The 25727-nt window shown below is 47.5% G+C and carries 22 protein-coding genes, 1 tRNA gene and 3 rRNA genes; 10 read left to right on the plus strand and 16 right to left on the minus strand.

All coding sequences use genetic code 11. From position 1 onward, the window contains the following. Positions 1-237 precede the first annotated feature (237 nt). The 4 genes from AC5YB3_RS14090 (at position 238) to rrf (AC5YB3_RS14105) (ending at position 3711) form a co-directional block, all read left to right on the plus strand. Positions 238-3140 (plus strand): 23S ribosomal RNA (locus AC5YB3_RS14090). A 191-nt stretch (positions 3141-3331) separates the two neighbouring features. After that, positions 3332-3447, plus strand: a 5S ribosomal RNA gene (gene rrf, locus AC5YB3_RS14095). A gap of 35 nt (positions 3448-3482) precedes the next feature. Beyond that, a tRNA-Thr gene (locus tag AC5YB3_RS14100) sits at positions 3483-3558 on the plus strand. A gap of 37 nt (positions 3559-3595) precedes the next feature. Further along, positions 3596-3711: ribosomal RNA gene (rrf, locus tag AC5YB3_RS14105) — 5S ribosomal RNA — on the plus strand. A gap of 229 nt (positions 3712-3940) precedes the next feature. Here rrf (AC5YB3_RS14105) and hemB read toward each other — a convergent pair. The 12 genes from hemB to rraA form a co-directional block, all read right to left on the minus strand. After that, positions 3941-4948, minus strand: a complete 1008-nt coding sequence (hemB, locus tag AC5YB3_RS14110) for a porphobilinogen synthase (RefSeq protein WP_494525544.1) — start codon at positions 4946-4948, stop codon at positions 3941-3943. Between the two features lie 9 nt (positions 4949-4957). Next, positions 4958-6844, minus strand: a complete 1887-nt coding sequence (locus AC5YB3_RS14115) for a sensor domain-containing diguanylate cyclase (RefSeq protein ID WP_494525545.1) — start codon at positions 6842-6844, stop codon at positions 4958-4960. Beyond that, positions 6837-7640, minus strand: a complete 804-nt coding sequence (locus AC5YB3_RS14120; RefSeq protein ID WP_494525546.1) for a TatD family hydrolase — start codon at positions 7638-7640, stop codon at positions 6837-6839. The genes AC5YB3_RS14115 and AC5YB3_RS14120 overlap by 8 nt, the downstream gene beginning before the upstream one ends. Next, entirely contained in the window at positions 7640-8167 is a 528-nt protein-coding gene (locus AC5YB3_RS14125) for a hypothetical protein (protein WP_413488459.1), read from the minus strand. The genes AC5YB3_RS14120 and AC5YB3_RS14125 overlap by 1 nt, the downstream gene beginning before the upstream one ends. Positions 8168-8212: 45 nt before the next feature. Next, positions 8213-8968: a twin-arginine translocase subunit TatC gene (tatC, locus tag AC5YB3_RS14130; protein ID WP_006083331.1), complete on the minus strand. Its 756-nt coding sequence runs from the start codon at positions 8966-8968 to the stop codon at positions 8213-8215. 3 nt (positions 8969-8971) lie between these two features. Continuing rightward, positions 8972-9472, minus strand: coding sequence for a Sec-independent protein translocase protein TatB (gene tatB / locus AC5YB3_RS14135; protein ID WP_012586614.1), 501 nt, complete (start codon positions 9470-9472; stop codon positions 8972-8974). A gap of 6 nt (positions 9473-9478) precedes the next feature. Next, positions 9479-9718: a Sec-independent protein translocase subunit TatA gene (gene tatA, locus AC5YB3_RS14140; RefSeq protein ID WP_006083329.1), complete on the minus strand. Its 240-nt coding sequence runs from the start codon at positions 9716-9718 to the stop codon at positions 9479-9481. 59 nt (positions 9719-9777) lie between these two features. Then, on the minus strand, positions 9778-11427 hold the full coding sequence (ubiB, locus tag AC5YB3_RS14145) for a ubiquinone biosynthesis regulatory protein kinase UbiB (RefSeq protein ID WP_494525547.1): 1650 nt from the start codon (positions 11425-11427) through the stop codon (positions 9778-9780). Further along, the gene (locus AC5YB3_RS14150) at positions 11424-12044 is read right to left on the minus strand and encodes a ubiquinone biosynthesis accessory factor UbiJ (protein WP_494525548.1); all 621 of its coding nucleotides are present in this window, start codon (positions 12042-12044) and stop codon (positions 11424-11426) included. The genes ubiB and AC5YB3_RS14150 overlap by 4 nt, the downstream gene beginning before the upstream one ends. After that, positions 12044-12799, minus strand: a complete 756-nt coding sequence (ubiE, locus tag AC5YB3_RS14155; protein WP_126491038.1) for a bifunctional demethylmenaquinone methyltransferase/2-methoxy-6-polyprenyl-1,4-benzoquinol methylase UbiE — start codon at positions 12797-12799, stop codon at positions 12044-12046. Before ubiE ends, AC5YB3_RS14150 begins: the two co-directional genes overlap by 1 nt. 245 nt (positions 12800-13044) lie before the next feature. Beyond that, on the minus strand, positions 13045-14109 hold the full coding sequence (locus tag AC5YB3_RS14160; RefSeq protein WP_494525549.1) for a formimidoylglutamase: 1065 nt from the start codon (positions 14107-14109) through the stop codon (positions 13045-13047). 129 nt (positions 14110-14238) lie between these two features. Further along, positions 14239-14724, minus strand: coding sequence for a ribonuclease E activity regulator RraA (rraA, locus tag AC5YB3_RS14165; protein WP_006083324.1), 486 nt, complete (start codon positions 14722-14724; stop codon positions 14239-14241). Positions 14725-15048: 324 nt separating this feature from the next. Here rraA and AC5YB3_RS14170 point away from each other — a divergent pair, with 324 nt between their 5' ends. From AC5YB3_RS14170 to AC5YB3_RS14190, 5 genes are all read left to right on the plus strand, one after another. Beyond that, the gene (locus AC5YB3_RS14170) at positions 15049-15297 is read left to right on the plus strand and encodes a YgjV family protein (RefSeq protein ID WP_006083323.1); all 249 of its coding nucleotides are present in this window, start codon (positions 15049-15051) and stop codon (positions 15295-15297) included. Positions 15298-15709: 412 nt separating this feature from the next. Next, positions 15710-16222: a phosphatase PAP2 family protein gene (locus tag AC5YB3_RS14175; RefSeq protein WP_494525550.1), complete on the plus strand. Its 513-nt coding sequence runs from the start codon at positions 15710-15712 to the stop codon at positions 16220-16222. A 75-nt stretch (positions 16223-16297) separates the two neighbouring features. Beyond that, positions 16298-17338: an MJ1255/VC2487 family glycosyltransferase gene (locus tag AC5YB3_RS14180; RefSeq protein WP_494525551.1), complete on the plus strand. Its 1041-nt coding sequence runs from the start codon at positions 16298-16300 to the stop codon at positions 17336-17338. Positions 17339-17480: 142 nt separating this feature from the next. Continuing rightward, positions 17481-18947, plus strand: a complete 1467-nt coding sequence (locus AC5YB3_RS14185) for a thioesterase (protein ID WP_494525552.1) — start codon at positions 17481-17483, stop codon at positions 18945-18947. 178 nt (positions 18948-19125) lie between these two features. After that, on the plus strand, positions 19126-19350 hold the full coding sequence (locus tag AC5YB3_RS14190) for a DUF6500 family protein (protein WP_494525553.1): 225 nt from the start codon (positions 19126-19128) through the stop codon (positions 19348-19350). A gap of 12 nt (positions 19351-19362) precedes the next feature. Here AC5YB3_RS14190 and AC5YB3_RS14195 read toward each other — a convergent pair whose 3' ends face one another. The 4 genes from AC5YB3_RS14195 to AC5YB3_RS14210 all read right to left on the minus strand — a co-directional run bounded on the left by AC5YB3_RS14195 (position 19363) and on the right by AC5YB3_RS14210 (position 24255). Beyond that, positions 19363-19977: a DedA family protein gene (locus AC5YB3_RS14195; RefSeq protein WP_494525554.1), complete on the minus strand. Its 615-nt coding sequence runs from the start codon at positions 19975-19977 to the stop codon at positions 19363-19365. Positions 19978-20186: 209 nt separating this feature from the next. Continuing rightward, positions 20187-21107, minus strand: coding sequence for a manganese-dependent inorganic pyrophosphatase (locus tag AC5YB3_RS14200; protein ID WP_006087103.1), 921 nt, complete (start codon positions 21105-21107; stop codon positions 20187-20189). A 143-nt stretch (positions 21108-21250) separates the two neighbouring features. Next, positions 21251-21712, minus strand: coding sequence for a NanQ anomerase/TabA/YiaL family protein (locus AC5YB3_RS14205; protein ID WP_107946404.1), 462 nt, complete (start codon positions 21710-21712; stop codon positions 21251-21253). A gap of 149 nt (positions 21713-21861) precedes the next feature. Then, positions 21862-24255, minus strand: a complete 2394-nt coding sequence (locus AC5YB3_RS14210; RefSeq protein WP_494525555.1) for a TonB-dependent receptor plug domain-containing protein — start codon at positions 24253-24255, stop codon at positions 21862-21864. Positions 24256-24572: 317 nt separating this feature from the next. On the opposite strand from AC5YB3_RS14210, the gene AC5YB3_RS14215 reads away from it, so the two are divergent. Then, the gene (locus AC5YB3_RS14215) at positions 24573-25628 is read left to right on the plus strand and encodes an alpha/beta hydrolase (RefSeq protein WP_494525556.1); all 1056 of its coding nucleotides are present in this window, start codon (positions 24573-24575) and stop codon (positions 25626-25628) included. Positions 25629-25727: the final 99 nt, after the last annotated feature.

Below are 25727 nucleotides of genomic sequence, written 5' to 3' on the forward strand. Positions count from 1 at the left end.
TGATAGTATTTAATTGCATGAGTCTGTCATGTAATTAATTACAAAACGTTCAATGCGAAAGCATTGAACATGAGTTCTCAAACACTTTATTAAGTGTCTTGAATATTCAAAAGTAAATTATTCTTTATTGAATAGTTTACGTCTAAGGCGCGTCCACTTCTTTGGTCAGAAGTGAGACAAGTAAAACCAAGCTGGTCGCAATACGACTCAGATGAGTGAAACTCATTTGGGTTGTATGGTTAAGCGACTAAGCGTATACGGTGGATGCCTTGGCAGTCAGAGGCGATGAAGGACGTAGTAACTTGCGAAAAGCGTTGGCGAGCTAGTAACAAGCATTTGAGCTAACGATGTCCGAATGGGGGAACCCAGCAGCATAAGCTGTTATCGCAACATGAATACATAGTGTTGCGAGGCGAACCCGGGGAACTGAAACATCTAAGTACCCGGAGGAAAAGAAATCAACCGAGATTCCCCTAGTAGCGGCGAGCGAACGGGGATTAGCCCTTAAGTCAGTGGGGTGTTAGTGGAATGTGTTGGAAAGCACAGCGGCACAGGGTGATAGCCCCGTACATGAAAACTAACCATTGATGAAAACGAGTAAGGCGGGACACGTGACATCCTGTTTGAATATGGGGGGACCATCCTCCAAGGCTAAATACTCCTGACTGACCGATAGTGAACCAGTACCGTGAGGGAAAGGCGAAAAGAACCCCTGTGAGGGGAGTGAAATAGAACCTGAAACCGTATACGTACAAGCAGTGGGAGCGGTTCTTGAGACCGTGACTGCGTACCTTTTGTATAATGGGTCAGCGACTTACATTTTGTAGCGAGGTTAAGCGAATAGCGGAGCCGTAGGGAAACCGAGTGTTAACTGCGCGTTTAGTTGCAAGGTGTAGACCCGAAACCCGGTGATCTAGCCATGGGCAGGTTGAAGGTTGAGTAACATCAACTGGAGGACCGAACCGACTAATGTTGAAAAATTAGCGGATGACTTGTGGCTGGGGGTGAAAGGCCAATCAAACCGGGAGATATCTGGTTCTCCTCGAAAGCTATTTAGGTAGCGCCTCGAGCGAATACCATTGGGGGTAGAGCACTGTTAAGGCTAGGGGGTCATCCCGACTTACCAACCCTTTGCAAACTCCGAATACCAATGAGTACTACTCGGGAGACAGGCGGCGGGTGCTAACGTCCGTCGTCAAAAGGGAAACAACCCAGACCGTCAGCTAAGGTCCCAAAGTACTAGCTAAGTGGGAAACGATGTGGGAAGGCTTAGACAGCTAGGATGTTGGCTTAGAAGCAGCCATCATTTAAAGAAAGCGTAATAGCTCACTAGTCGAGTCGGCCTGCGCGGAAGATGTAACGGGGCTAAGCTAGTCACCGAAGCTACGGGTGCACAGTTTACTGTGCGCGGTAGAGGAGCGTTCTGTAAGCCGTTGAAGGTGAAGGGGTAACCCACGCTGGAGGTATCAGAAGTGCGAATGCTGACATGAGTAACGATAAAGGGGGTGAAAAACCCCCTCGCCGAAAGACCAAGGGTTCCTGTCCAACGTTAATCGGGGCAGGGTGAGTCGACCCCTAAGGTGAGGCCGAAAGGCGTAATCGATGGGAAACAGATTAATATTTCTGTACTTCCGCTAACTGCGATGGAGAGACGGAGAAGGCTAGGCTAGCGCGGCGTTGGTAGTCCGCGTTTAAGGTGGTAGGTTGATTTCTTAGGCAAATCCGGGGAATCGCACTTTAGTGTGCAGACTGAGAGCTGATGACGAGGTCCTAAGGGACTGAAGTAGTTGATGCCATGCTTCCAGGAAAATCTTCTAAGCTTCAGGTTAGTGGGAATCGTACCCCAAACCGACACAGGTGGTCGGGTAGAGAATACCAAGGCGCTTGAGAGAACTCGGCTGAAGGAACTAGGCAAAATGGTACCGTAACTTCGGGAGAAGGTACGCTCCTGTTGGTGATGAGACTTGCTCTCTAAGCTGACGGGAGTCGCAGATACCAGGTGGCTGCAACTGTTTATCAAAAACACAGCACTGTGCAAACTCGCAAGAGGAAGTATACGGTGTGACGCCTGCCCGGTGCCGGAAGGTTAATTGATTGGGTTATCGCAAGAGAAGCTCATGATCGAAGCCCCGGTAAACGGCGGCCGTAACTATAACGGTCCTAAGGTAGCGAAATTCCTTGTCGGGTAAGTTCCGACCTGCACGAATGGCGTAATGATGGCCACGCTGTCTCCAGCCGAGACTCAGTGAAGTTGAAATTGCGGTGAAGATGCCGTATACCCGCGGCTAGACGGAAAGACCCCGTGAACCTTTACTATAGCTTGGCACTGAACATTGAACCTACATGTGTAGGATAGGTGGGAGACTTTGAAGTTGTGACGCTAGTCATGATGGAGTCGTCCTTGAAATACCACCCTTGTAGTTTTGATGTTCTAACCTAGGTCCCTTATCGGGATTAGGGACAGTGCCTGGTGGGTAGTTTGACTGGGGCGGTCTCCTCCCAAAGAGTAACGGAGGAGCACGAAGGTTGGCTAAGTACGGTCGGACATCGTACGGTTAGTGCAATGGCATAAGCCAGCTTAACTGCGAGACATACACGTCGAGCAGGTACGAAAGTAGGTCATAGTGATCCGGTGGTTCTGAATGGAAGGGCCATCGCTCAACGGATAAAAGGTACTCCGGGGATAACAGGCTGATACCGCCCAAGAGTTCATATCGACGGCGGTGTTTGGCACCTCGATGTCGGCTCATCACATCCTGGGGCTGAAGTCGGTCCCAAGGGTATGGCTGTTCGCCATTTAAAGTGGTACGCGAGCTGGGTTCAGAACGTCGTGAGACAGTTCGGTCCCTATCTGCCGTGGGCGTTGGATGATTGAAGGGAGCTGCTCCTAGTACGAGAGGACCGGAGTGGACGAACCGCTGGTGTTCGGGTTGTCATGCCAATGGCATTGCCCGGTAGCTACGTTCGGAATCGATAACCGCTGAAAGCATCTAAGCGGGAAGCGAGCCCTAAGATGAGTCATCCCTAGGAATTTAATTCCTCTAAAGAGCCGTTCGAGACTAGGACGTTGATAGGCATGGTGTGTAAGCGTTGTGAGGCGTTGAGCTAACATGTACTAATGACTCGAGAGGCTTAACCATACAACCCAGATGGGTTTTACTGAAAATGTTCCAGACATTTTCTAGCACTTCCTCCATCCATGGAGGTCGTACGAAAAGCCTTAGACAGAATATCGACACTTGATAAAGTTAAAGACTCAAACAAAGCAAATCAGCATTCCGAATTATTATTAGCGTGAGCCAGAGATGGACACGGTAATAAACAGAATTTGCTTGGTGACAATAGCCTTGTGGAACCACCTGATCCCATCCCGAACTCAGAAGTGAAACGCAAACGCGCCGATGGTAGTGTGGGGTCTCCCCATGTGAGAGTAGGTCATCGCCAAGCGCTTAATTATAATCTTAATTGATTAGTATAGAATTGCTGATATGGCTCAGTCGGTAGAGCGCATCCTTGGTAAGGATGAGGTCCCCAGTTCGATTCTGGGTATCAGCACCATTACAATCTAGTGTCATTTCCTAGAATACAAAATTTGCTTGGTGACAATAGCCTTGTGGAACCACCTGATCCCATCCCGAACTCAGAAGTGAAACGCAAACGCGCCGATGGTAGTGTGGGGTCTCCCCATGTGAGAGTAGGTCATCGCCAAGCGCCTAATTATCTCGTAGAGATGTAACGAAGCCAGCTGAATAAGCTGGCTTTTTTGCGTCTGCAATTTGTAAAACTCAGCCTGTTCTTCATTTCATTAGTAAGTTTTGCTCCCGTTATTCTCTCCATAACACCAAATGTGCTGATTTAGTCCCCATAGCTATCAATGACCAGATACAAAAAAGCAGCCATAAGGCTGCTTTCTTCAATTGATACACAGCTATCGCGAGGTCTAAGCTTCTTTAAGCCACTGTGCGGCACGTTTAGCGAAGTAAGTTAAAATACCGTCTGCGCCTGCGCGCTTAAAGCAAAGTAGAGATTCCATGACGATGGCTTTTTCGGCTAACCAACCATTTTGGATGGCGGCCATGTGCATGGCGTATTCACCACTGACTTGATAGGCGAATGTTGGCACTGCAAGTTCAGTTTTAACGCGGTGCACTATATCTAAATACGGCATGCCTGGCTTAACCATGACCATGTCAGCACCTTCTTGAATATCAAGTGCGACTTCATGCAGAGCTTCGTCACTGTTTGCAGGATCCATCTGGTAGCTGTGTTTATTGCCGCCTTTGAGATTGCCTGCTGAGCCTACTGCGTCACGAAACGGGCCGTAGTAGCTTGAAGAGTATTTTGCTGAGTAAGCCATGATTTGGGTGTTTACGTGGCCCGCAGCTTCTAAGGCTTGGCGAATAGCGCCTATGCGGCCATCCATCATGTCTGACGGTGCAACTATGTCTGCACCGGCTTCGGCGTGTGACAATGCTTGCTTCACTAAAATCTCGGTAGTGATGTCGTTTAGGATGTAGCCAGTCTCATCTATGATGCCGTCTTGACCATGAGTGGTGAAGGGGTCCAATGCTACGTCTGTCATGATGCCAAGCTGTGGAAAGGCTTTTTTAAGCTCACGTACAGCACGTTGCACTAAGGCATCGGCGTTATAAGCTTCTTCTGCCATTAAGGTTTTTTTCTCTGCAGGCGTCACAGGGAAGAGCGCAATTAATGGGATGCCTAACTCAACCAGCTCTTCAGCTTCTTTTAGTAGCAAATCGATTGAGTAACGTTCAATACCTGGCATAGAGGCGATCTTTTCACTGCGATTAGTGCCCTCTAGAACAAACATGGGATAAATCAAGTCATTGACCGTTAGATGATTTTCGGCCATGAGGCGACGGCTAAAATCATGTTTACGCATGCGGCGCATTCTACGCTGAGGGAAGGCACTGGTAATGATATTCACATTTGACTCCTAATTAGGTACTGGTCCTGCTTGAACTGATGAAAATAAGCTGACTTGATTACGTCCACCATTTTTCGCTTGGTAGAGGGCTTTATCCGCTTGTTCTAATAATTTGGTGCTGTGCTGATCGTTAGTGACGATATCGGCACTGACTCCGATACTGATAGTCAAAGGTATCGCTACACCTTCCCATTCGAAATTGATTGAGGCAACTGCGTCTCTTATCGTTTCAGCGACTTGGAGTGCACCATCTTCTGTTGTATTAGGCAGGATGATAGCAAACTCCTCGCCTCCATAACGTGATACGAGATCCGTTGGCCGCTTTAAATGTTGCTGTAATGTTTGGGCAATGGTTCGTAAGGCTTCATCGCCTGCAAGATGGCCGAATCTATCGTTGATCAGCTTGAAGCGATCGATATCGAGCATCAACAGGGCTATGGGTGTTTCTTGCCTGCGGCTGATCCGGCTTTCAGCGATCAAACGTTTATCGAAAGCACTGCGGTTTTTGACCCCAGTTAAACTGTCGATAGTGCTTTGTTCGGTGAGCTTTTGGTTTACCTCATGCAATTCTCTGAGGGTGATTTCAAGTTCTAAGGTGCGCTCTTGCACCATTTGCTCGAGTTTCTCATTGCTCTCGGCTTCCGCTTTTAGGGCTTCTTCCCGCGCGCTGCGAATTTTCTGTGCTTGCCTCAAGGCCTCTTGCTGAATACGTAGCTTAGCTTTGCGTTCATCGTTATAGCGGATGGCTAGCACCAGAGACATAAAGATGATTTCAAACGTCAGTCCGAGCATGACAGGCGTTTGCGGTTTTAAATTGAGGTCAATCACGCTGAGATACAACAAGCTACTGATGCAAGCTCCTGTAAGCATACTCACCCAGCCAATAGTGTACATACGTGCCAGTTTATGGCCATTGATGGCTTGAGTAATAGCAAAGACCATAAGTACCAGGCTGAGCACTGCAACGGAAATGATCTCGATATAGAGCGCCGTTCCATATTGGATAAAAGGCGTGGCGAGTCCAATACATAGGATATACACAGCGCTATAGCGACAAGTCAGCAGCATGCGGCGGTTTAAATATTTGAGCTGTAATATTTTTTCGGTAAACATCAGCGCAAATGCCATAACGATTGGCAGTAAAAATGGCACCATAACTTGCTGTAATATCGGCCAATTTGGCCAGAGGAATCGAAAGGCAAAACCGTTGATGGTAGCGACGAGCAAGGTCATGCTCAGCACATAGCCGGAATAATAGCTGTAACTGAATGAGCCCGATGCAATAGCAATAAAGAGGCTAAAGATACCAATCGCGGCCAGTACGCCGAGTTGGAAACCATGCTCGACGGCGGTGGATTCGGCAATCTGGGCTAAGTCGTTAGATGACCAGAGGTTTAACGGTATTGCAGCGCTGCCTTCGGTCTGAATATGCAAATAAAAAGTATGGGTATCATCCATGTTGAGCTTAAAAGGATACAGGAAGATATTGCTCAAAAATGGCCGTTCGTTATAGGGAAAGGTGTCGCCCATAAGCACAGTATTAGCGAGCTTATTATTGATTAAATGGTAGATAGTCACTTTGTCTAACAATGGGTTATCTAACGCTAAAATCCGTGAAAGTGTTTCGTCTGGGCTGGTTAAGCTGAAACTGAGCCAAAAATCATGGCCGCTGAGTTTTTGAATGTCTTTATTGGTGAAGTTATGCCAATCCGTTTTTGGCAAGGCTTGGATATCGGTAAATTCCTTCGCCGAAGTGGGGTGGCTCACCATCAACCAAGGCGTAAGGTTTAACGGTGTCGCCGTTGATTCATCAATGCTTAATAGGGTTGCGAATGAAGGTGTTGAACACATCCATAGCCACAGCAAGAGTATGAGTGACGAGTTTCGTTTAAGCATGGACTCGGTCCAAATTAAAAAAAGCAACGCTATTCTGGTAGCAACGCGCTGCAAACTCATCAGCATTTTCACCGCGCAAGTTTGCAATATAACTCGCGATATAGGGGAGATATTCGGGCTTGTTCTTACTCGATTTAGGCTTAGGCCTCATGCTGCGAGGTAATAAGTACGGACTATCGGTTTCGATTAAAATGCGGTTCTGCGGAATAAATGGCACGAGTTGCGCTAACTCTTGGCCACGTCTTTCATCGCAAACCCAGCCTGTAATGCCTAAATGCAAATCGAGGTCGATATAGGCTTCCATTTGGGCGTGAGTGCCAGTGAAACAATGTAAAAGCGCGCCACTAAGCTGTGGGCGATATTCCCGCAGGATAGCAATAAAGTCTTGGTGGGCATCGCGTTCGTGCATCAGCACGGGCATTTGCAGTTCAACGGCTAAGGCGAGTTGGGCAATAAATACTTGGCGCTGGATGGGACGAGGAGAGAAATCACGATTGTAGTCTAAGCCACATTCGCCAATGGCAACCACTTGCGGTGCTTGGCAGAGTTCGGCTTGTCGCTTGCTTGAGTCAGCTTGCCAGCCACTGGCATGGTGAGGATGCACACCAGCAGTGCAATAAAGTTGATTGGGATATTGTTGGCAAATCGCGATGGCTGCTGCACTTTCAGTTAAATCGCTGCCAATAACAATTAACGGCGAAACCCCTTGGTCCGCCGCCGCTTGTATTATCGATGCTGTGTCTGGCTCGAGTGCGCTGCCAAGTAAATTGACAGCGATATCTATGTATGAGGGCATTAGTTTAGGCGTTTTACCCGTGCCTTAGCATTGCGCTCATCAGTGCCCATTAAGAAAGAGCCTAGGGCTGCTTTTTCAATGTAGACTTTTTCGCCTTGCTTTAAGTTGAACTTACGGCCGTCGGTTTGTTTCCATACCTGACCATTCGTGAATGTTACCTTGATAGCACCGTAGGGATCTTCTGTAATAGACTGTACTTCCAGATAAATCTTATCGACCGTATTTTCTTGAACGCGCTTAGCTTCCATCCCAAAGTCATCGGCAATATTGGCGGCTTGCGCTTGGGGCGCGGTGGCCGCTACTGCTACAGCAGTCGGGGCTGCAACGGTTGCTACAGTCGCAGGCGCAACTTGAGTGCTCGCCAAAGCTGGTGTTACGCCTTTGACGCTTTCTGCTAGCTTGTCATAGCAAATCAAGCGGTCGAGTTTATCGGCTGTTGCTGCACATTGGGTTAACTGCTGTTCAATGCTGGCATTTGCTTGGACTGATATCAGCATAATTGCTGCTGCCATAAGAGTTAAGCGCATGAGAATGTTCCTTATTATATTATTCCCCTAACGCCATCGAGGACGTTAGTCGTTTGTTTGTTCGCTATCTTCGTCTGACTCGTCGTCACCTTGCTTACTGTAGAAACGAGCCGCTAATAAACCGCCTTCGAACAATAACAGCATTGGTACGGCAAGCATAGTCTGGGAAATTACATCGGGTGGAGTTAACAGCATGCCCACCACAAAGGCGCCTACGACGATATAAGGACGTTTTTGCTTAAGTTCTTCAGGTGTTGTCACACCCGCCCAGCATAGTAAAACAACGGCGATAGGGATTTCAAAGGATAGACCAAAGGCAAAGAACAGCTTCAGAATGAAGTTAAGGTAACTGGTAATGTCGGTCGCAACTTGAACGCCCTCTGGCGCATTGTTAGCAAAGAAGCCAAAAACGACGGGGAAAACGATGTAATAAGCGAAGGCGATACCAAGATAAAACAATAAGGTACTGCTAAATAGCAGTGGCATCACTAAACGTTTTTCATGCTTATATAAACCTGGTGCGACAAAGGACCAGATTTGGAACAACACATAGGGCACAGCCACAAAAAACGATAATACTAGGGTCAATTTAAAAGGAGCGAAGAAAGGGGCCGCGACATCGGTCGCAATCATGCTGCCACCAAGAGGTAAAGACTGCATTAAAGGTATTGCCATGTAATGGTAGATATCATTTGCCCAGTACACGCTGCAAATGAACACTAATAACACGCTGGCAATGGATTTTAGCAGCTTGGACCTAAGTTCAAGCAAATGGCTGATAAGTGGCTGCTGTTGCGACATGAATTATCCGTTGGCTTTCGGGTTAGAACGGGTATCCGCGCCCTGAGATGGCTCACTTGGAGTAGCGGGAGATGCCGACGTTGGACTCGCCTCTACAGTGGCAGTCGGATTAGCTTGGCTCGCTTGAGCTGGGCTAGTTTGAACTGTGCTCGCAACTGGAGAGTGTATTTGATTCTCTGGCGCAGGCGTGTCTTTTACCGGATCCTGAACTTGATAAGGACGGTTTACCGACTGTGCCGCTTGCTTCAGTTGTTCAATAGACTCTTTGAGTTCAGGTGAGAGGTTAGATAAACCTTTGCTCTCGGCTTTTTTAAGATCCGCATGTAATTGCTCGATCTTCAGCTCCTGCTCAAGTTCTTCTTTTACCGAGTTAGCCATGCGTTTCATCGCACGGATCCAACTCGTTATCGAACGCACCGCAACCGGTAGACGTTCGGGGCCAAGAACCACTAGCCCCAAAACACCGATCAGCAGCAGCTCCATAAAGCCGATACCGTCAAACATAAAGAGTTACGCCTGTTCTTTGTTAGACTCAGGTTTCTTTTCAGTCGCCTGTTGAGTCGTTTGTGCTGTTTTAGCCGCTTCGGTGTCTTCTAATGCCTTTTTATCTTCTTCTGAAGACATGGCGTTTTTGAAGCCTTTCACCGCACCACCTAAATCACCGCCCAAAGAGCGTAATTTTTTAGTTCCAAACAACAAGACAACGATTAATGCAACGATAAGAAGTTGCCAAATACTAATACCACCCATGAAGGTATCCTCTTAATTGATATCGGTTCTATTATGAACCTATGATTAATTAGTGCTAGCTAAAATTTGCGATTCTTTGGCCTAGATCGCCATCCGACAAACCACAATATAATGCCTGAAACTAGACAAACATAAGGGGTCCATAGTGTAGCGTCTCTATTGATCAATAACGTGCCACAGATCAATAAAACTGCAGAAGTGATAAGCAAGTAGTTACTCTTGTGAGCCTGCTGCTGGTATTTCAAATACTTATCTAGCATTTGTTGCTGAGAACTCAGCAATTTCCTGCCTAACTTAAGGTTATCGTAAATCAGTTCAGGGAATTCTGGTAGTTTATCAGCCCAATATGGCAGTTTTGTGGATACCTTTTTAAACATAGCCTTAGGACCCACTTGGTCGGCCATCCACTGCTCTAAAAACGGTTTAGCGGTTTGCCATAAATCCAACTGCGGATACAGCTGACGACCTAAGCCTTCGATATAAAGTAAGGTCTTTTCCAGCAATACCAATTGCGGTTGCACCACGATATCGAAGTGGCGTGCAGTGCGGAATAATTCCAGCAACACATGGCCGAAGGAGATCTCATCGAGCGGCTTGTTGAACATAGGTTCACACACCACTTTAATCGCCTGTTCAAAGGCCTGTAGATCGGTTTTTTCCGACACCCAGCCTGATTCAATATAGAGCTGGGCAATTCGGTGATAATCGCGATTAAAGAAGGCGAGGAAATTCTCGGCGAGATAGCGTTTATCGACTTCGCTGAGTGTGCCCATGATGCCGCAATCGAGCCCTATGTAATAAGGGTTCTCTGGGTGATCGCGGGAAATAAAGATATTGCCCGGATGCATGTCGGCATGGAAAAAGTTATCACGGAACACTTGGGTGAAAAACAGCTCTACTCCGCGCTCAGCTAATAACTTAAAGTTGGTGCCTTGCGCTTTAAGGGCGGCAATATCCGAAACCGAAATACCGTAAATTCGTTCCATCACCATTAAGCGCGGATAGCAAAATTCTTCATACACATAAGGCACATAGAGCGCATCTGAGTCGAGGAAGTTGTTGCGTAACTTGACTGCGTTTAAGGCTTCGAGCTTAAGGTTTAACTCACCTAAAATGGTCACGCGGTAATCTTCGATCACTTCGGCAGGGCGCAGGCGGTTGCCTTCACCGAGGAGGTATTCAATCAACTTGGCGGTTTGCGACATCAACTGCAGATCGGCCTGAATCTTGGTTTCTACATTCGGCCGTAGCACCTTAAGTACGACGTCTTTGCCGTTAGATTTTAAGGTCGCGGTATGCACCTGCGAAATAGAGGCTGAGGCCAGCGGTATTTCATTAAAGTCATCGAATAGGGATTCAATCGGCACTTTTAGTTCAGCTTCAATCGCTTGGCGGGCGAGCGCACCATCAAACGGCGGCACTTTGTCCTGTAGCATGGCCAATTCACTGGCCCATTCATCGCTGAGTAAATCGCGGCGGGTCGAGAGCATTTGCCCAAGCTTGATATAAACAGGGCCGAGTTCCTGCATCGCCAATTTTAAGCGTTCGCCACCGGGCTTATTTTTATGCTTATTGCGGATCCAGAATAGGCTATTACGGGCGAGTTTAAAGTACCAAGGTGTCATCTTTGGCGGCAATACGTCATCTAACCCGTACTGAAGCAAGGTCTTGATGACATGGTAACCACGGCGGATACTGGCAAGAGTCATGGCTTAATTTGGTCTCTTAATTGGGCAATCCGTTGTTCAATCGCGCGGGTATCGGCAACTAAATCATCCATTTGATCGCGAAAATGAAGTAACTCAATTGGGTGTGGTGCGAGGCGATACTCTTCAACTGCGAGTTGCCCTAAGTGGGAGCGCGTTTTACGCAACACTTCGAGTGCAAAACCCTTTGCCTGATGGCCAGTGCTGATGAGCTTGTGGGTGGGACCATCGCCTAAATAACGCGAAATTGGCTCGGCAAAGTCAAACTCGATACCGCGTAGATATTGGCTAAAGCTTTGTAATAGATTGAGATCACCCTCAAGCTTGAGCTTATCTTGCTTGATAAGTTCAGTCAGGTTTGCGCCTTCGGACACGCGATAAAGCGTGGTCGCATCGGCATGCAGACTGACATCGATATCGCCTTCATAGCGGCTCAGTACTTGGATCTCTTTGGCAAACACCAAATAGAGTGGCCAGCTGAGCTGCGATAATTGGATGCGGAACACTTTGCCATGCAACTGGCGCTGGCGCGAATAGTCGTCACCCGCTTGAGCCTGAAGTTTTTTCAGGCCCGTTTCAATTGCGGCGCAGACAAGCAGCACAACTTCTTGCGTCATCATTAGAATTTATAACCACGGTGCAATGCGACAATACCGTCGGTCATGTTGGTGTAGTCGACTTGCTCGAAGCCTGCATCTACCATCATTTGCTTTAATGTGTCTTGATCTGGATGCATACGAATCGATTCAGCCAGATATTCATAGCTGTCGGCATCTTTAGTGATGAGTTCGCCCATCTTAGGTAAGACTTTGAAGCTATATAAATCATACACTTTGCGCATGATTTCATGCTGAGGCTTAGAAAACTCAAGCACTAATAACTTGCCACCTGGCTTAAGCACGCGGTTCATCGAACGCAGCGCTGCATCCTTATCGGTCACGTTACGCAGACCAAAAGCGATGGTAATGATGTCGAAGTGGTTATCGGGAAACGGCAGTGCTTCGGCGTTGGCTTGCACATAACTGACATTGTTGACTATGCCCTTGTCGCGCAACTTAGTGCGACCGACTTTCAACATGGAATCGTTAATGTCAGCTAAAACCACTTCACCTTTATCGCCCACTAAGTGAGAGAATTTTGCGGTTAAGTCACCGGTGCCACCAGCCAAATCGAGCACTTTCATGCCAGGGCGTGCGCCAGATATTTCAATGGTGTAACGCTTCCAAAAACGGTGAATGCCGAAGGACATCACATCGTTCATTATGTCGTACTTAGCGGCAACAGAATGAAACACGCCGGCAACGAGTTCGGCCTTTTTATCGGCCTCTACGGTTTTGTAACCAAAGTGGGTACTTTTAGATTCGCCCTCAGACATCAATGTGTTCCTATTGTTTTGCAATGTATTAGTTGCGAGTGTAAGCCATCGCCTGCATTTGCTGAATCTTTGATCTATCACTCTGTGATCGAGCTAGTAAACTAACTGCAATGCCTTAGCTTGAGGCACTTCCTAACAGTCGTAGGATTAAGTGCTTGTCGACCACGTAAAATGGACTGGCATTAGACCACAATATCAGGATTTGGTGAATAGCTTAGCGTCCAGTTGGCGGTAACTGGTGGCGCTCATTGTGCCAAAAACTGCATCCGAGCCTGCACATAAGCGTAGATAAGCTCGCTGAGGCTTTGGCCAACATCCCTAAATCCGGCTTCAATCCCCGCTTCGTGGCAACTTGGTGCAGCCTCGGCTAAATGCAAATAAGTACAAGGGCAGTGGCGGGCGATATAACTGACATAATGCGCCGCATCTAGCAATGGCACCCCCGCTGCCGTTGAGGCGCTACTGGGCATCTTAGCGATAGCGTCGACGTCGAGCTCCAGCCCTACGGGCAAACCTGTGTCATTCAGTTTGGCGGCGATCTCAAGCAAGGCTTGGCTGAGGCTGATTTCGCGGCGCACCCAAATCTGTTGTAAGCTATGCCAAGTACCACCAAATTCGCTGAGTTGGCTTAGGTTGGCTTCGCTGTTTTTTAACTCGTGTAAACCCAGTACATGGTAGCAACCTAAGGCGCCGCGATCGGCTGCGTAACTAAAACCATTGCCGCTGTGACGACCTTCGAGCAGACGAAAATCCGAATGAGGGTCAAGATTCACCGCCGCAACTTGTCGCTGATAGTGGGCGTAGGTCGCCATCAATAAACCATAGGCATTGTTGTGGCCGCCGCCGATGAGTATGGGTTCTAAACCCGCCTTTAAAATTGCACTAACGATGCGGATCACGCGCTCATCGAGTTGCTCAACCGCATCACGTAATTCATCTAAGGTGACGTTAGTGTTAGCTGTTGTATTACTCGCGGTTTGTTGCTGCAGATCGGCGGTGTTCACTTGACCTAACACTAGGCATTCGGCACCAGAAAGAAAGCGATTAGATTGCAGGTTGAGCCATTGGCGCATGCTGGTAGTGAACGCATCGGTCGCGCCGCCGCGGCCTAAGTTGGCGCGTGGGCCGATATCTTCACCGACGCCGAAAATGGCAAAGCTTGCCCCGTGGGCTTTGGCAGTGGCGAGTATGGTCTCTAACGTATGTTCGTGATTAGCCAGATGGACGCATTGGCCTAACTTAGTTTCGCCGGTTCTTGGGCTGACTAATGAGGCAATATCTGTATGGGTAAAGGGAATAAATTCAGGCATAGATTGATATTCTTATTCGGCCGGAGTCGAGCTATTGTGGCCAGTGTGGCGTAAGGATTCAATGGGGAAACGCTGAAAATAGTGAATAAAAAAGCCAGCTTAGCTGGCTTTCTTGGCTGAACAGTGAGATTACTCAATGTCGAGTGGTTCAGGTGATAAAATCACACCTGTGTTATCAGCATAAATGTGATCGCCGGGTAAGAAAGTCACACCGCCAAAATTGACCGGAATTTCCACTTCGCCCACTGAATTGCCATCAGCACCCACTGGAATAGAGGCAAGGGCTTGAATACCAATGTCCAACTCTTCCAATGCATCCACATCGCGTACAGAACCGTAAACGATAATGCCTTCCCAGTTGTTGCTAACCGCAAGTTCAGCGATAGCACCATCGATCAGCGCACGGCGTAATGAGCCACCGCCATCAACGAGTAAGACTTTACCTTGACCATCCTCTTGTAGGACTTCGGTGATTAGGCCGTTGTCTTCAAAGCACTTGATGGTGCTAATAGAACCGCCAAAAGAGCTACAACCACCGTAGTTACTGAACATGGGCTCGACTACATCTACGACATCTAAGTACATGTCACATAATTCTGAGGTGTTGTATTCCATATTTACACTCCTATTGATCCGCGTTGCGTACAGTTTAGCGAGTTTACGCCAGTATAAAAGGGATTATTGAAAAGAAAAGTGTTATCAATCACGGTATTGTTGCCATTGGGCTGTTAACGCATCTGTAGTAAATTTTCGTCGCACTTTAGAAGTTATGCGGTAAAACTTGATATTAGTCATTAAATAACGGTTTTTTATTACAACTCTGTTGCGTGCTTTGGTATTATATCCCAAGTTTAAATTAACTTACTTAACTTAATTTGCTTTAGGGGCATGGACCCCCCGTTACGCTTATGGACGGTAGAGGGCCTTCGAGAGGTGCCTATGGAAGCTGTAAATACGATTGAAATTATTGGTTATTTTGCCTCTGTAATGGTGGCGATCTCTCTAATGATGAAGAATATCATTTGGTTGCGATGGTTGAATTTTGTGGGATGTACCCTGTTTGTTGTTTATGGGGTGTTTATTTCTGCTTGGCCAGTGGCTGGCATGAATGCGTTTGTTGCTTGTATTAATATTTACCATTTGACGAAAATTTACCGCGCTAAGGCGAATACTCCCGCCGCAGCCTAAGTTTATTTGATTGTGTTGCTCTTGGAATTCACGTTTAGAGCAACACAATATCCTGTCTCAGTCCTTCGCTATTCCTGAAAAAATCCTTTAGCCCCAGCATAACGTCCCTAGAATCCTTCTAGATCAAAGCCCAAGCCATGCTTCTTGTCATAAAACCTTCGAACAGATGTCACTTAGCCGTCACAGGTCTTTCTTAGTCTCAAGTTATCTAATAGTGCTTTAGCTAATTCGATTCGGATTTGACCATTAGTAAACCGTAAATTAGCCAGCAAACGGTAAATAACGAATTCAATCGTGAGTAGGGCCTTGGTGAGTCGGTTGCGTGATACCAAGCACTCTAAGCGTCGTCGAGAGAATGCACAGATTAACATCGCAGTAAAACTCGCTGGCATGTCAGCAAGGAGCCTGTTTTATGTTGAGTTACGTTGCAGACTTAGATAAGCGAATGTTTTGTCATATCGTGAGTTTCACCCAACGTCATGGTTTATATGCCCATGCAAAGCGGGTATCGGCGAGTGGCGATGGGCATGTGTATTTATATTTGTCAGTGGGCTTGATGCTAACTCACGCTCAAGGGCAGGCCTTATTCAACTTGATGTTAGCGAGTTTTCTGGTGGAGTTGCCGCTGTATTTACTGTTGAAAAATTGCATTCGCCGTACACGACCCTGCCATGCGCTAGTGGGATTCGAGAGTAGTTTTGAGCCATCTGATCGCTTCAGTTTACCTTCGGGTCATACGGCCGCAGCCTTTGTGATGGCAACGAGTGTGGCGCAAGTTTCCCCCGCAGCGGCTCCTATCGCGTTTTTATGGGCTTTTAGCATAGGGGGCTCACGTATCGCACTCGGCGTGCATTATCCCTTAGATATTTTGGCGGGAGCCTCATTGGGGAGCGGGGCGGTATTACTGGTTCATCCGGTGATTTAATTCAAGCAAGCGCACGTTAATCATTTCATCTCATTAGTTGGAATTCTCCTTCACTCATCAGTTTAAGGATACGTAATGCGAATACTCTACGGAGTTCAAGGCACAGGGAATGGCCACTTAAGTCGTGCACGCGTCATGGCTAAAGCACTGATGAAACAAGATATTGAAGTGGACTTTTTATTTTCGGGGCGTAAGCCTGATCAGTTTTTCGATATGGAATGTTTTGGCGATTATCGCGTACAAGCGGGCATGACGTTTGCGACTCACTCTGGGCGTGTGAATGTGCCGCAAACGGTTCGGCAGAATCTGTCATTGTCGTTATTTAAAGATATTAAAGCCTTAGATCTCAGTTGCTACGATCTCGTGCTCAACGACTTTGAACCAGTATCGGCTTGGGCGGCGCGGCGCCAAGGCGTGCCATCCATTGGCATTAGCCATCAGGCGGCGTTGACTCACCCAGTGCCGAAACTCGGTAGCACTTGGTTTAATGAAATGCTGCTCAATAACTTTGCCCCTGTGGATGTGGCGCTGGGTTGTCATTGGCACCACTTTGGTTTTCCTATCTTGCCGCCTTTTGTCGAAGTGGATGCCAGCCCATTCGAACACACGCATCAAATCTTAGTGTATTTGCCATTTGAGGATGCGGATGTGATTGCTCGTTTCCTGTCGCATTTCAGTGACTATCAGTTTTGGGTGTATCACAGCCAACAGCCTAAGGGACAAGTTGCGGAACACATTAAGTGGCACGGCTTTAATCGTGATGGCTTTAAGCAACATCTTGCCAGCTGCGGCGGTGTGATAGGCAATGCGGGCTTTGAGCTTGCCAGCGAAGCATTAACCTTAGGTAAAAAGCTGTTAGTGAAACCACTGATTGGCCAGTTTGAGCAATTATCGAATGTGGCGGCGCTGCAACTTTTGGCGGCCGCAGACAGCATGATGAGTCTCGATGTGAATGTCGTTAAGCGCTGGCTGAAAACCGCATCACCAAATCCGATTGCCTATCCTCAGGTTGGGGATGCGCTGGTTAAATGGATTGATGGCGGCGATTGGCACGATAGTCAGCCGCTATGTAAAGAGCTGTGGAGCCAAGTTACGCTGCCTGATACTTGGCGTTAAATCAGCTCATAAGCTGTGGTGAAAAGCTATTTAGGCACTAGCTGGGTTAATGGGGTTAGCGTATAATTTCGGCACTTTTGCTGTTAGCCCCTTTCAGCACGTCTATTTTGGCCTAGCTTGGCCGTTAATTATGTTGTTATAAATGAGCCTGAAAAAGTTTACCCAGTACAAGTTACTGTTTTTAATGTTGTTGTCGCTTTGTGTCTTACTCCCTTTTATTCCAGATCAGGCTTACCACATTCCCGGCCCAGATATCGCGAAGCAAAACTTCCATGTGATTGAGTTTAACGATCAAGGTCAGCCCCATGACGAAAGGCAATGGCAAGGTTTAGAGGCGCGCATATCCCAGCCTGAGCCTGCTCAAATCCCTGAACTATTGATCTTTGTCCACGGCTGGCACCATAGTGCAGAGCCTAAAGATGAAAACTTTATCGCCTTCGAGCAGTTTTATCAGCAGATGGCGGCGTCCGATACGCAGCGCAACTTATTGGGTTTGTATATTGGCTGGCGCGGCGATAAATACGATCCCTTCTGGATCGATGGCTCAGATGATGCGAAAAGCTGGATTGAACCTTTAGATTTTCCTACCATTTTACAGCGTAAACGGGTTGCTAAACGCATAGGTCAATTAGGTTTATCTCAACTGCTTGATAAGCTAGATGGCTTAGTGACAGAGCATAAACTGCTGCGTTATACCGTAATTGGTCATAGCCTTGGCGGGGCTGTTGTTTTACATGCCAGCAAAGACCGCATCAAGGCTGCTATCGATCATCAGCAGGATAATCCCAATTTATTCTTACTGTTAAACCCTGCCGTGCCCGCGAAGGAGTACCAGCCACTCGATACCTTGGTGAGCTTAGATAGGCAAAAACCAAGTATGGTGGTATTGCAGTCGAAGGGCGATTTCGCGGTGAAAGAAGCCTTCAATTACATCAAGGATGGCGAGCGCGCCGTTGGTAATTCTTGGGCTATTACCCACGATATCGACAAATGCTCAGGTGGCAATTGCACTACGCCAATGAAGATGCCGTCGGCTTTGATGGCGCACGATCAAATCCCTGGCTGTATGATGACCTTGCCCCATTCTGGTTGGAAAATTCGTGCTCGTCTGCAGGCCCGTCGTACCGTGCAAACCTGTCCCGATGCCAATATGCAGGCCGTGTGGGTGCTGGCGGTGTCAGATGAAATCGTCTCAGGACACAATGGTATTCTTACGCCGGATCATGCCAAAGCCTTGTCTGAAGTGATGAGTATGATTGATTTGTATCGAAATCAATTACCTAAACATGCGGTGGAAAGTCCCGCCAACCAAGATCTCGGTACTTTAGCCCCAGAGTCAGAAGCTGCAACATCCACACAAGGTGAAGCGCCTGTGCCACAAGAGCCGGTGATGATTGTCGAGCCCTTACCTGAAGAACAAGGTTCACCGACGCCTGAGGTCAATGCACCATTGCAGGAGCCAAACGTATCACAGGAACAAGCTAAGTCTGCCGTTACTGAGGCACCGCCCGCTCCAATCAAAGCGCCAGAACTAGAATTAAAACCAGAGGCCAAGCCAAATGATGGCGCAGAGCCTCAACCTAAGGTTGAGACTGAAGGCATAAAGTGATCGGTAGCGCTAGAAGCATGTCGAATTCAGCTAGTGATGTTACTTGCTATGCAGAGCCCTCAGGGCATTTTCTTGAAACCAAAATTGGCTGAGCTTAGAAAGCAATAGGTATATACATCTAGTGTTGTATGTCATTGGAAATAAATAATAAGCTGGTCAATAAACTTTATGAGTCAATATGAGATCTGAGTTAAGAGCAAAAATCATCACGGTTTGTCATAAAAAAATTGAGACTAAAGGCGATAATGTCGGTGTCTCATTTTACGCCTTCTTTGCGAACAAAAATGATGATCCAGAGTTGCTTATGGAAGCGGCGACTTGGTGGATTCAAACTCATCGCTTAGATCATTTTGTTAAGGCTCATAAGGTGATAGAGATAATCCAAAAGGAATCGGAAGAATAGATCCTAAATCGCTTACTGCGGATTTTTTGTTTGCCACTTGCGCCAAGTAAAAGTGATTAGCGCGGCGAGTATTAGGCTGACAATGGCCCATGTGGGGTATTTGTGCTGGTGGTAAAATGCCAGCATAGGAGCAATTTCATCGCGGATTAACACTGGGCCTAACCCAAAAAGTGCCACCCAAATGCTGGTGGCTAGGGCATTACCTATCACAAATTGCTTTAGCGGCATTTTAGCTAAGCCGCAGCCGATAAACATAAATTGTTTTAATCCCTCAACAAAACGACTCAGCACTAAAGCGGCAATGCCATATTGGGCAATAACGCCATGGATTTTGTCTTCCAATTGTGGCTTTATCCAGCCCTTTTTAAGCAACACATCACCAAAGCGCCAACCGATAAAATATCCCAAACTGTTACCGCAGAGTGCAGCGCAAGCTGCGACGATCAACACCAATGGCAGTGACATTTGCCCTGCAGCAGCTAATAAACTGGCGACAATCAATAAGGATTGCCCCGGCGCTGGAATGCCAAAACCCTCGACAGCAATCGCGATAAATAGCAGCATATAGCCGTATTGCTGCAGCCAAGGGGTGAGTTCGGTGATGATATGTTGTAGCGCTTCTGGCATGGATAAAAGTGATCGAATCAGTGGGACAATTTGCCCATCATACTCGCCAATTTATCTGGCTGGATAGATTTATGAGCAAAGTTTCATGCCAGTTTTAGTTAGCGGCGGTGAATAAGTGTAACGCAGGGGTTATTAGCTTTTACCTGAAATATAAAAAAGGCCGAACTCAGTTCGGCCTTAATGTCAGTATTGTCGCGACGATAAAACGACTATGCGAATGCCGCTTGTAGCTGTGGAACGACTTGTTTTTTACGGCTTAATACGCCGTCTAACCAGACTTTGCCATCGACGGTATCTTTACCGTAGGCGCGTTGGGTCAGGTCGCTATCGTCAGACACGATTAACAGCTCTGAGCCTTCTTTCATAATGTCAGTCAGCAGTAACAATACGCTGTGGCGATTGCCTTCCACTTTCAGTGCTTTGATATCGGCTTCTAACTCGGCCTTGATATCGTCAAATACTGACAGGTCGATGACTTCTAACTGGCCGATACCGACTAAGTTACCGTTCATGTTGAAGTCTTTAAAGTCACGCATAACGAGGTCGCGTGCTGGCGTGCCTTGTACTGCTGATTTCACTTTGAACATTTCCATGCCCAGTTCTTTGAAATCTTCAACGCCAGCGATTTCAGCTAAGGCTTCAACGCAACGAATATCGGCAGTGGTACAAGTCGGTGATTTGAAAATCACGGTATCGCTCAGAATGGCGCACATCATGATGCCAGCGATATTTTTAGGGATAGCGACTTGGTAAAAGTCGAACATCATCTTGATCACTGTGTTGCTGCACCCCACTGGGCGGATCCAGCATTCTAACGGGGTATCTGTGGTCAGATCGCCAAGCTTGTGGTGATCGACAATCCCGACGATGGTCGCTTGGGCGATATCATCCGGTGCTTGAGTCAGTTCTGAATGGTCAACGATATACACTTGCTCGCCAGCGTAGCTGGTTTTGTATTCCGGTGCATCGAAGCCGAAACGTTCCAGAATAAAAGCGGTTTCGGGTGACAATTCACCTAAACGTGCGGCAATGGCTTCTTCACCGATTTGGTTTTTTAAATAGGCTAACGCGATAGCACCGCAGATTGAATCAGAATCGGGGATCTTGTGACCGACAACGTAAATAGGCATTTCAGGGACTCTCCTTTAAATTTGTGGCAATTTTAGCAATATTTGGCTCGGATCGGAAATAGCCAAAGCGCATATCACTGCGCGCTTAAGACGCTATAACGCTAAAAATCCCGAGCTGAGGTTCGACAAAGATTGCTTAAGGGTTAGATCTTTACTTTTATCACGACTTTACGCACTGCAGTGGCGATATCGCCCGTGCCAGGCATATGCATGTCACCGGGGAAAAATAGCGCAAACATACCCGCTTTGAGTTGCACAAAAGAGGCATTGGCTTTGTTTACCTCGTAATCAAACTCGGCGTAATCGTGTTTGTCAAAATAGGGTTTTGAGGGTGTTTGGCCCGCTAGTGGCAAGTAACCAAATTCTTCTTCACCGCTGAACACATATTGCACATCGATATATTTTTGATGTACTTCAAAGGGTTCTGTCGATTTATGCTTAGTGTGGTAGTCGTTGACTATCACAAAAATGTTGTCGCCATCGAGGGGATAATTGCCCACGGGCAGCTGACTAAAGTCTGTGGTGGCAAGATGTTCTAGTGCTGTGGCAAGCCGAGGGCTTAGGGATTGATAAATATGGCGGTTTGCTAAGGTATCGACGATCATCGGTTACTCGACATGGCGGATGTGAATGAGTGAATTGTAAAGATTATAATCAGATAGTCGCCGTTAGGACATAAGCTTTAGACATAAAAAAACAGGCCGTAGCATGGCCTGTTTCTATATCAATTGTCACTTTGTTCGCTAAGACTCGCTTAGTAAGTGTATTTAGCTTCTAAGAAGTAATAGCCACCATTAAAACCAAACGGGGTGTTGGTTAATGGGTAGACGAAAATGCCGTTGTTGCTGTTAATCGCGGGTGTTTTTTCGGGATACACATCAAACAGGTTTTGTACTCCAGCGGTAAAACTTAGCGCATCGGTTGCCGTGTATCTCACCGACAGATCCATCACCCATTGATCGCTGTAATTCACATCACCCGTGGCGTAGCCAACAGTGTAATCACCAAAGTAGCTGAGGCGAATATTGGTCTTAAAGTCGCCTAGCTCATGGGTCAAGCCCAAGTTACCTGTGTTATGCGGCGTCGCCGAGGTCATGCGAGTTTGTTCTATGCTATCGAATAGCTTTTTGCCTAACCCATCTAAAATTTGTGGGAAATGAATATCTTGGATTTCAGTCTTATTGTAGGCATAGGCTAAGTTAGCCCGTAAATCACCCCAAGAGCCGATATCAAAATCTTGGCTCACTACAAGGTCTACGCCACGGGTGCGGGTATCGACGGCGTTGATAAAGAAGCGCGCCGATTCTGCATTGGTGCCCGCTAACGCGGCCGCTACGGCGGGCGAATCATTAGGCGTCACTGAGCTCGACAGAATAATGCGATCATCGATGGAGATTTGATATGCATCTAATGTCAGTGCTAAGCCCGTGTCATTGGTGTACACCAAGCCTAAGCTAAATGATTGGGATAGTTCGGGATCTAACTCATTAATACCCAGTGCTTTGGTCACTGGCGATAGGGTGTTGAAAGTGCCTGACTCAATAGGCACCAGCTGGCCAGTCACAGGATCGGGATTAAACAGCGTCGAGATATTGCTGAAGTACAGTTGTTGTACGCTCGGCGCTCTAAAGCCCGTGTTGATGGTACCGCGCAGGGCCAAGTTATCGGTGAAGTCGTAACGGCCCGCTAATTTCCAACTGGTGTTGCCACCAAAGTCAGAATAGTTTTCATAACGCAGCGCCGCCGCCCAGTAAAACTCATTGGTTAACTGGTTCTCGAGTTCCATATAAACGCCAGTGTTATCACGGGTTTCATCCACTTGCGACTCAGGGGTAAAACCGGTGAAACCTTGGCTGCCTGCAGCGCGGTTGTCGTAACCCCCATTGATGTATGAACCCGTTTCGCCCGCTTCAATTTGATAGCCGTTTTGGCGCCACGACACACCCGTCGCAAACAGGATTTCAGAGTCATTGGCAAAGGCAAAGTAGCGCGAAGCATCAATATTAAGATTGGTTTCACGGGTCGTGAGTGTGCCCGCGTCAAACTCGTTTGGGCTATCTGGGCCTAAAGAGGCGTTTAAGGTATTAACAATATTGTAGTTAAACGAGTTTTCGCCATGACCAGCCGAAGTATCGATATTCCACTCGCCTAGGCTGAATTCATACCCCAGCACTAAGGAAGCATCGATAATTTTAGGATTGATTTTCGGCAAGAAACCGTCTGGATAGATTTCGGTTAAGTTACGGGCGTCGAGTGCACGGCGGTAAAAGGCGCCTGACTTAGTCTCACGTTGGCTGATGCCACCAAACGCATAGAGTTTGCCATCTTTTGTGAGGGGCTGGGCAGCGTTGATGAATAGACCTAAGTTGTCATATTCGGCATCGCCGACCTGGTGACTCTTACGGTTGAATGTGGCTTCGCGGGGATCGGCTGAGCCATCGGGTAATTTTTCATACTGTTGACGAGGGTCCAATCCGGCGCGGTTAGTGCTGTCTTTATGATGGGCCTCTAGGGAGACATTCACAAAGCCATCGTCACTTAAACTGATGCCGTGGTTTACACCCACACGCCATTGCTCGCCATCACCTATGTAGGTTTGTCCTGCTTGAGCCGAGATGCTACCGCCTTGATCGCTGTCCTTTAGCACCACGTTGATGACGCCGGCAATTGCATCCGAGCCGTATTGCGCCGAGGCACCATCACGCAGAATTTCGATACGCTTAATAGCTGTCATAGGGATAGCGTTTAAGTCGACGTTAGATGAACCTTTACCCACAGTGCCACTTAAATGCACTAGCGCTGAGCCGTGACGACGTTTGCCGTTAACGAGTACTAAGGTGTGGTCGGGTGACAGGCCGCGCAAACTCGCGGGGCGCACCGCATCTGAACCGTCAGTCACTGAGGAAAATGGGAAGCTGTAGCTTGGCGCGGCAAATTGCAGTGCTTTAGCGGTTTCAGTCATGCCGGTCGATTCGAGCTGCTCGGCGGTGATAATGTCTACAGGGGCAACACTGTCAGTTGCCGTGCGCAGCGCTATGCGTGAACCTATGATTTCGATTTTCTCGAAGCCAGGCTGTTGCTCTTCGGCTTGAACAGCTGGAATGGCCAGTGTGGATGACACTGCCAATGCGATAATCCCTAGGCGCATAAAAACCTCTCAATGATGTTTGTAACCCGGTACTCGAACTTAGGAGTGCAGATTAAAGATAACGTAACAATTCAATGTGGCGAAGGTTATCACTGTAACAATTGTTACATCTAGACATAAATGTGCTAACTCAGAGCCGAGTGTTCTAGTTAATGTTTAAAATGCAGTTGAATATATGGATGAAACCTTGTTATCGGCAGATGTGCTTTGGGTGTTTTGGCGAGTTAAGTCGATGATATGAATTGTTTATTGACGTGCGCCATCGTGGTTTAATGCGCTATTTCGCTTTGATGGCATTGATTTGAAGGAACACAGATTTGTCAGCGTTACGATTTCTCGCGGGAGCAACGGCATTTAATACCTTGGCAGAACAAGGTCTGAAATCTGAACATTTTACCCAGCTACTTGCCGCCTCTGGTGGACCCAAATGGCTTGGTATCGCTGGGTTAGATAAGTATCTGTTTTCTGAGTTTTTCAAAGCCAGACAAACGCCGCTTTATACACTCGGCGCGTCTTCAGGGGCGTGGCGTTTAGCGTGTTTGGCGCAGCAAGATCCCCTCGCAGCCTATGGCCGCTTAGAGGATTTTTATATTGGTCAGCGTTACGACAGCATGCCAACCCCGCAGGAAGTCAGTGCACAAGTTAAAGGCGTAGTGCAGGGGATTTTAGGCGCCAGTGGTGGTAGTGAGATCGTCAATAACGCTCATATTCACAGTCATTTAGTAGTGTGCCGCGGCAAACATTTAAATCGTTTAACGGCTAAGTTACCTCTCGCTGCCGGACTGGTGATGACGGCGGCGACCAACTTATTGAGCCGCCGAAGTTTAGGCTGGCATTTTGAACGTGTGGTCTTTAGTCAACAAGCTGTAGCATCCCCCTTTTTGCAGCTCAATGATTTACCCAGTCAGCAGGCCGAATTAACCGAGGCCAATGTCGATGCAGTGATGTTAGCAACGGGGTCGATTCCGTTATTGCTAGCCCCAGTGCCGCAAATTGAGGGCGTTGCCGATGGGCAATATTACGATGGCGGCATTACCGACTATCACTTCGACTTGCCTTTATCCCACGCTACTGGCTTGACGCTGTATCCGCATTTCTATCCGACGATCAGCCCAGGATGGTTCGATAAATCCTTGAAGTGGCGCCAAGGTCGAGCCAATTATCACAATGCACTCGTGTTGGCGCCAACGGCCGAATTTGTGGCTTCATTGCCCTTTGGCAAAATCCCCGACCGCGAAGATTTTAAACAACTGGATACGGCGCAGCGGATGCAATATTGGCGAACAGCGGTTGCCTTGAGTGAACGTCTGGCCGAGGAGTTTGCCGAGGTTGTTGCTAAGGGAAATGTGCTGGAGCGACTAGAGTGCTTTTAGTTTTAAGTGAGGTGATCCAGAAAACGGGCTTTAAAATGGCTGGTTTGAAATGACGGGTTTGAAATGCCCTGATTTAACATTGTTGGGTCGCTAATTTAT

The organism is Shewanella sp. 1311, from assembly GCF_059338235.1.

Bases quoted from the DNA above. Each gene is read 5' to 3' on its own strand.
- AC5YB3_RS14185 (WP_494525552.1), top strand. From the start codon at position 17,481: ATGAGCCTGAAAAAGTTTACCCAGTACAAGTTACTGTTTTTAATGTTG.
- AC5YB3_RS14200 (WP_006087103.1), bottom strand. From the start codon at position 21,107: ATGCCTATTTACGTTGTCGGTCACAAGATCCCCGATTCTGATTCAATC.
- AC5YB3_RS14180 (WP_494525551.1), top strand. From the start codon at position 16,298: ATGCGAATACTCTACGGAGTTCAAGGCACAGGGAATGGCCACTTAAGT.
- AC5YB3_RS14190 (WP_494525553.1), top strand. From the start codon at position 19,126: ATGAGATCTGAGTTAAGAGCAAAAATCATCACGGTTTGTCATAAAAAA.
- tatC (WP_006083331.1), bottom strand. From the start codon at position 8,968: ATGTCGCAACAGCAGCCACTTATCAGCCATTTGCTTGAACTTAGGTCC.
- AC5YB3_RS14150 (WP_494525548.1), bottom strand. From the start codon at position 12,044: ATGATGACGCAAGAAGTTGTGCTGCTTGTCTGCGCCGCAATTGAAACG.
- tatA (WP_006083329.1), bottom strand. From the start codon at position 9,718: ATGGGTGGTATTAGTATTTGGCAACTTCTTATCGTTGCATTAATCGTT.
- rraA (WP_006083324.1), bottom strand. From the start codon at position 14,724: ATGGAATACAACACCTCAGAATTATGTGACATGTACTTAGATGTCGTA.
- AC5YB3_RS14160 (WP_494525549.1), bottom strand. From the start codon at position 14,109: ATGCCTGAATTTATTCCCTTTACCCATACAGATATTGCCTCATTAGTC.
- ubiB (WP_494525547.1), bottom strand. From the start codon at position 11,427: ATGACTCTTGCCAGTATCCGCCGTGGTTACCATGTCATCAAGACCTTG.
- ubiE (WP_126491038.1), bottom strand. From the start codon at position 12,799: ATGTCTGAGGGCGAATCTAAAAGTACCCACTTTGGTTACAAAACCGTA.
- AC5YB3_RS14115 (WP_494525545.1), bottom strand. From the start codon at position 6,844: ATGCTTAAACGAAACTCGTCACTCATACTCTTGCTGTGGCTATGGATG.
- AC5YB3_RS14210 (WP_494525555.1), bottom strand. From the start codon at position 24,255: ATGCGCCTAGGGATTATCGCATTGGCAGTGTCATCCACACTGGCCATT.
- AC5YB3_RS14175 (WP_494525550.1), top strand. From the start codon at position 15,710: ATGTTGAGTTACGTTGCAGACTTAGATAAGCGAATGTTTTGTCATATC.
- tatB (WP_012586614.1), bottom strand. From the start codon at position 9,472: ATGTTTGACGGTATCGGCTTTATGGAGCTGCTGCTGATCGGTGTTTTG.
- AC5YB3_RS14120 (WP_494525546.1), bottom strand. From the start codon at position 7,640: ATGCCCTCATACATAGATATCGCTGTCAATTTACTTGGCAGCGCACTC.
- AC5YB3_RS14125 (WP_413488459.1), bottom strand. From the start codon at position 8,167: ATGCGCTTAACTCTTATGGCAGCAGCAATTATGCTGATATCAGTCCAA.
- AC5YB3_RS14205 (WP_107946404.1), bottom strand. From the start codon at position 21,712: ATGATCGTCGATACCTTAGCAAACCGCCATATTTATCAATCCCTAAGC.
- AC5YB3_RS14170 (WP_006083323.1), top strand. From the start codon at position 15,049: ATGGAAGCTGTAAATACGATTGAAATTATTGGTTATTTTGCCTCTGTA.
- AC5YB3_RS14195 (WP_494525554.1), bottom strand. From the start codon at position 19,977: ATGCCAGAAGCGCTACAACATATCATCACCGAACTCACCCCTTGGCTG.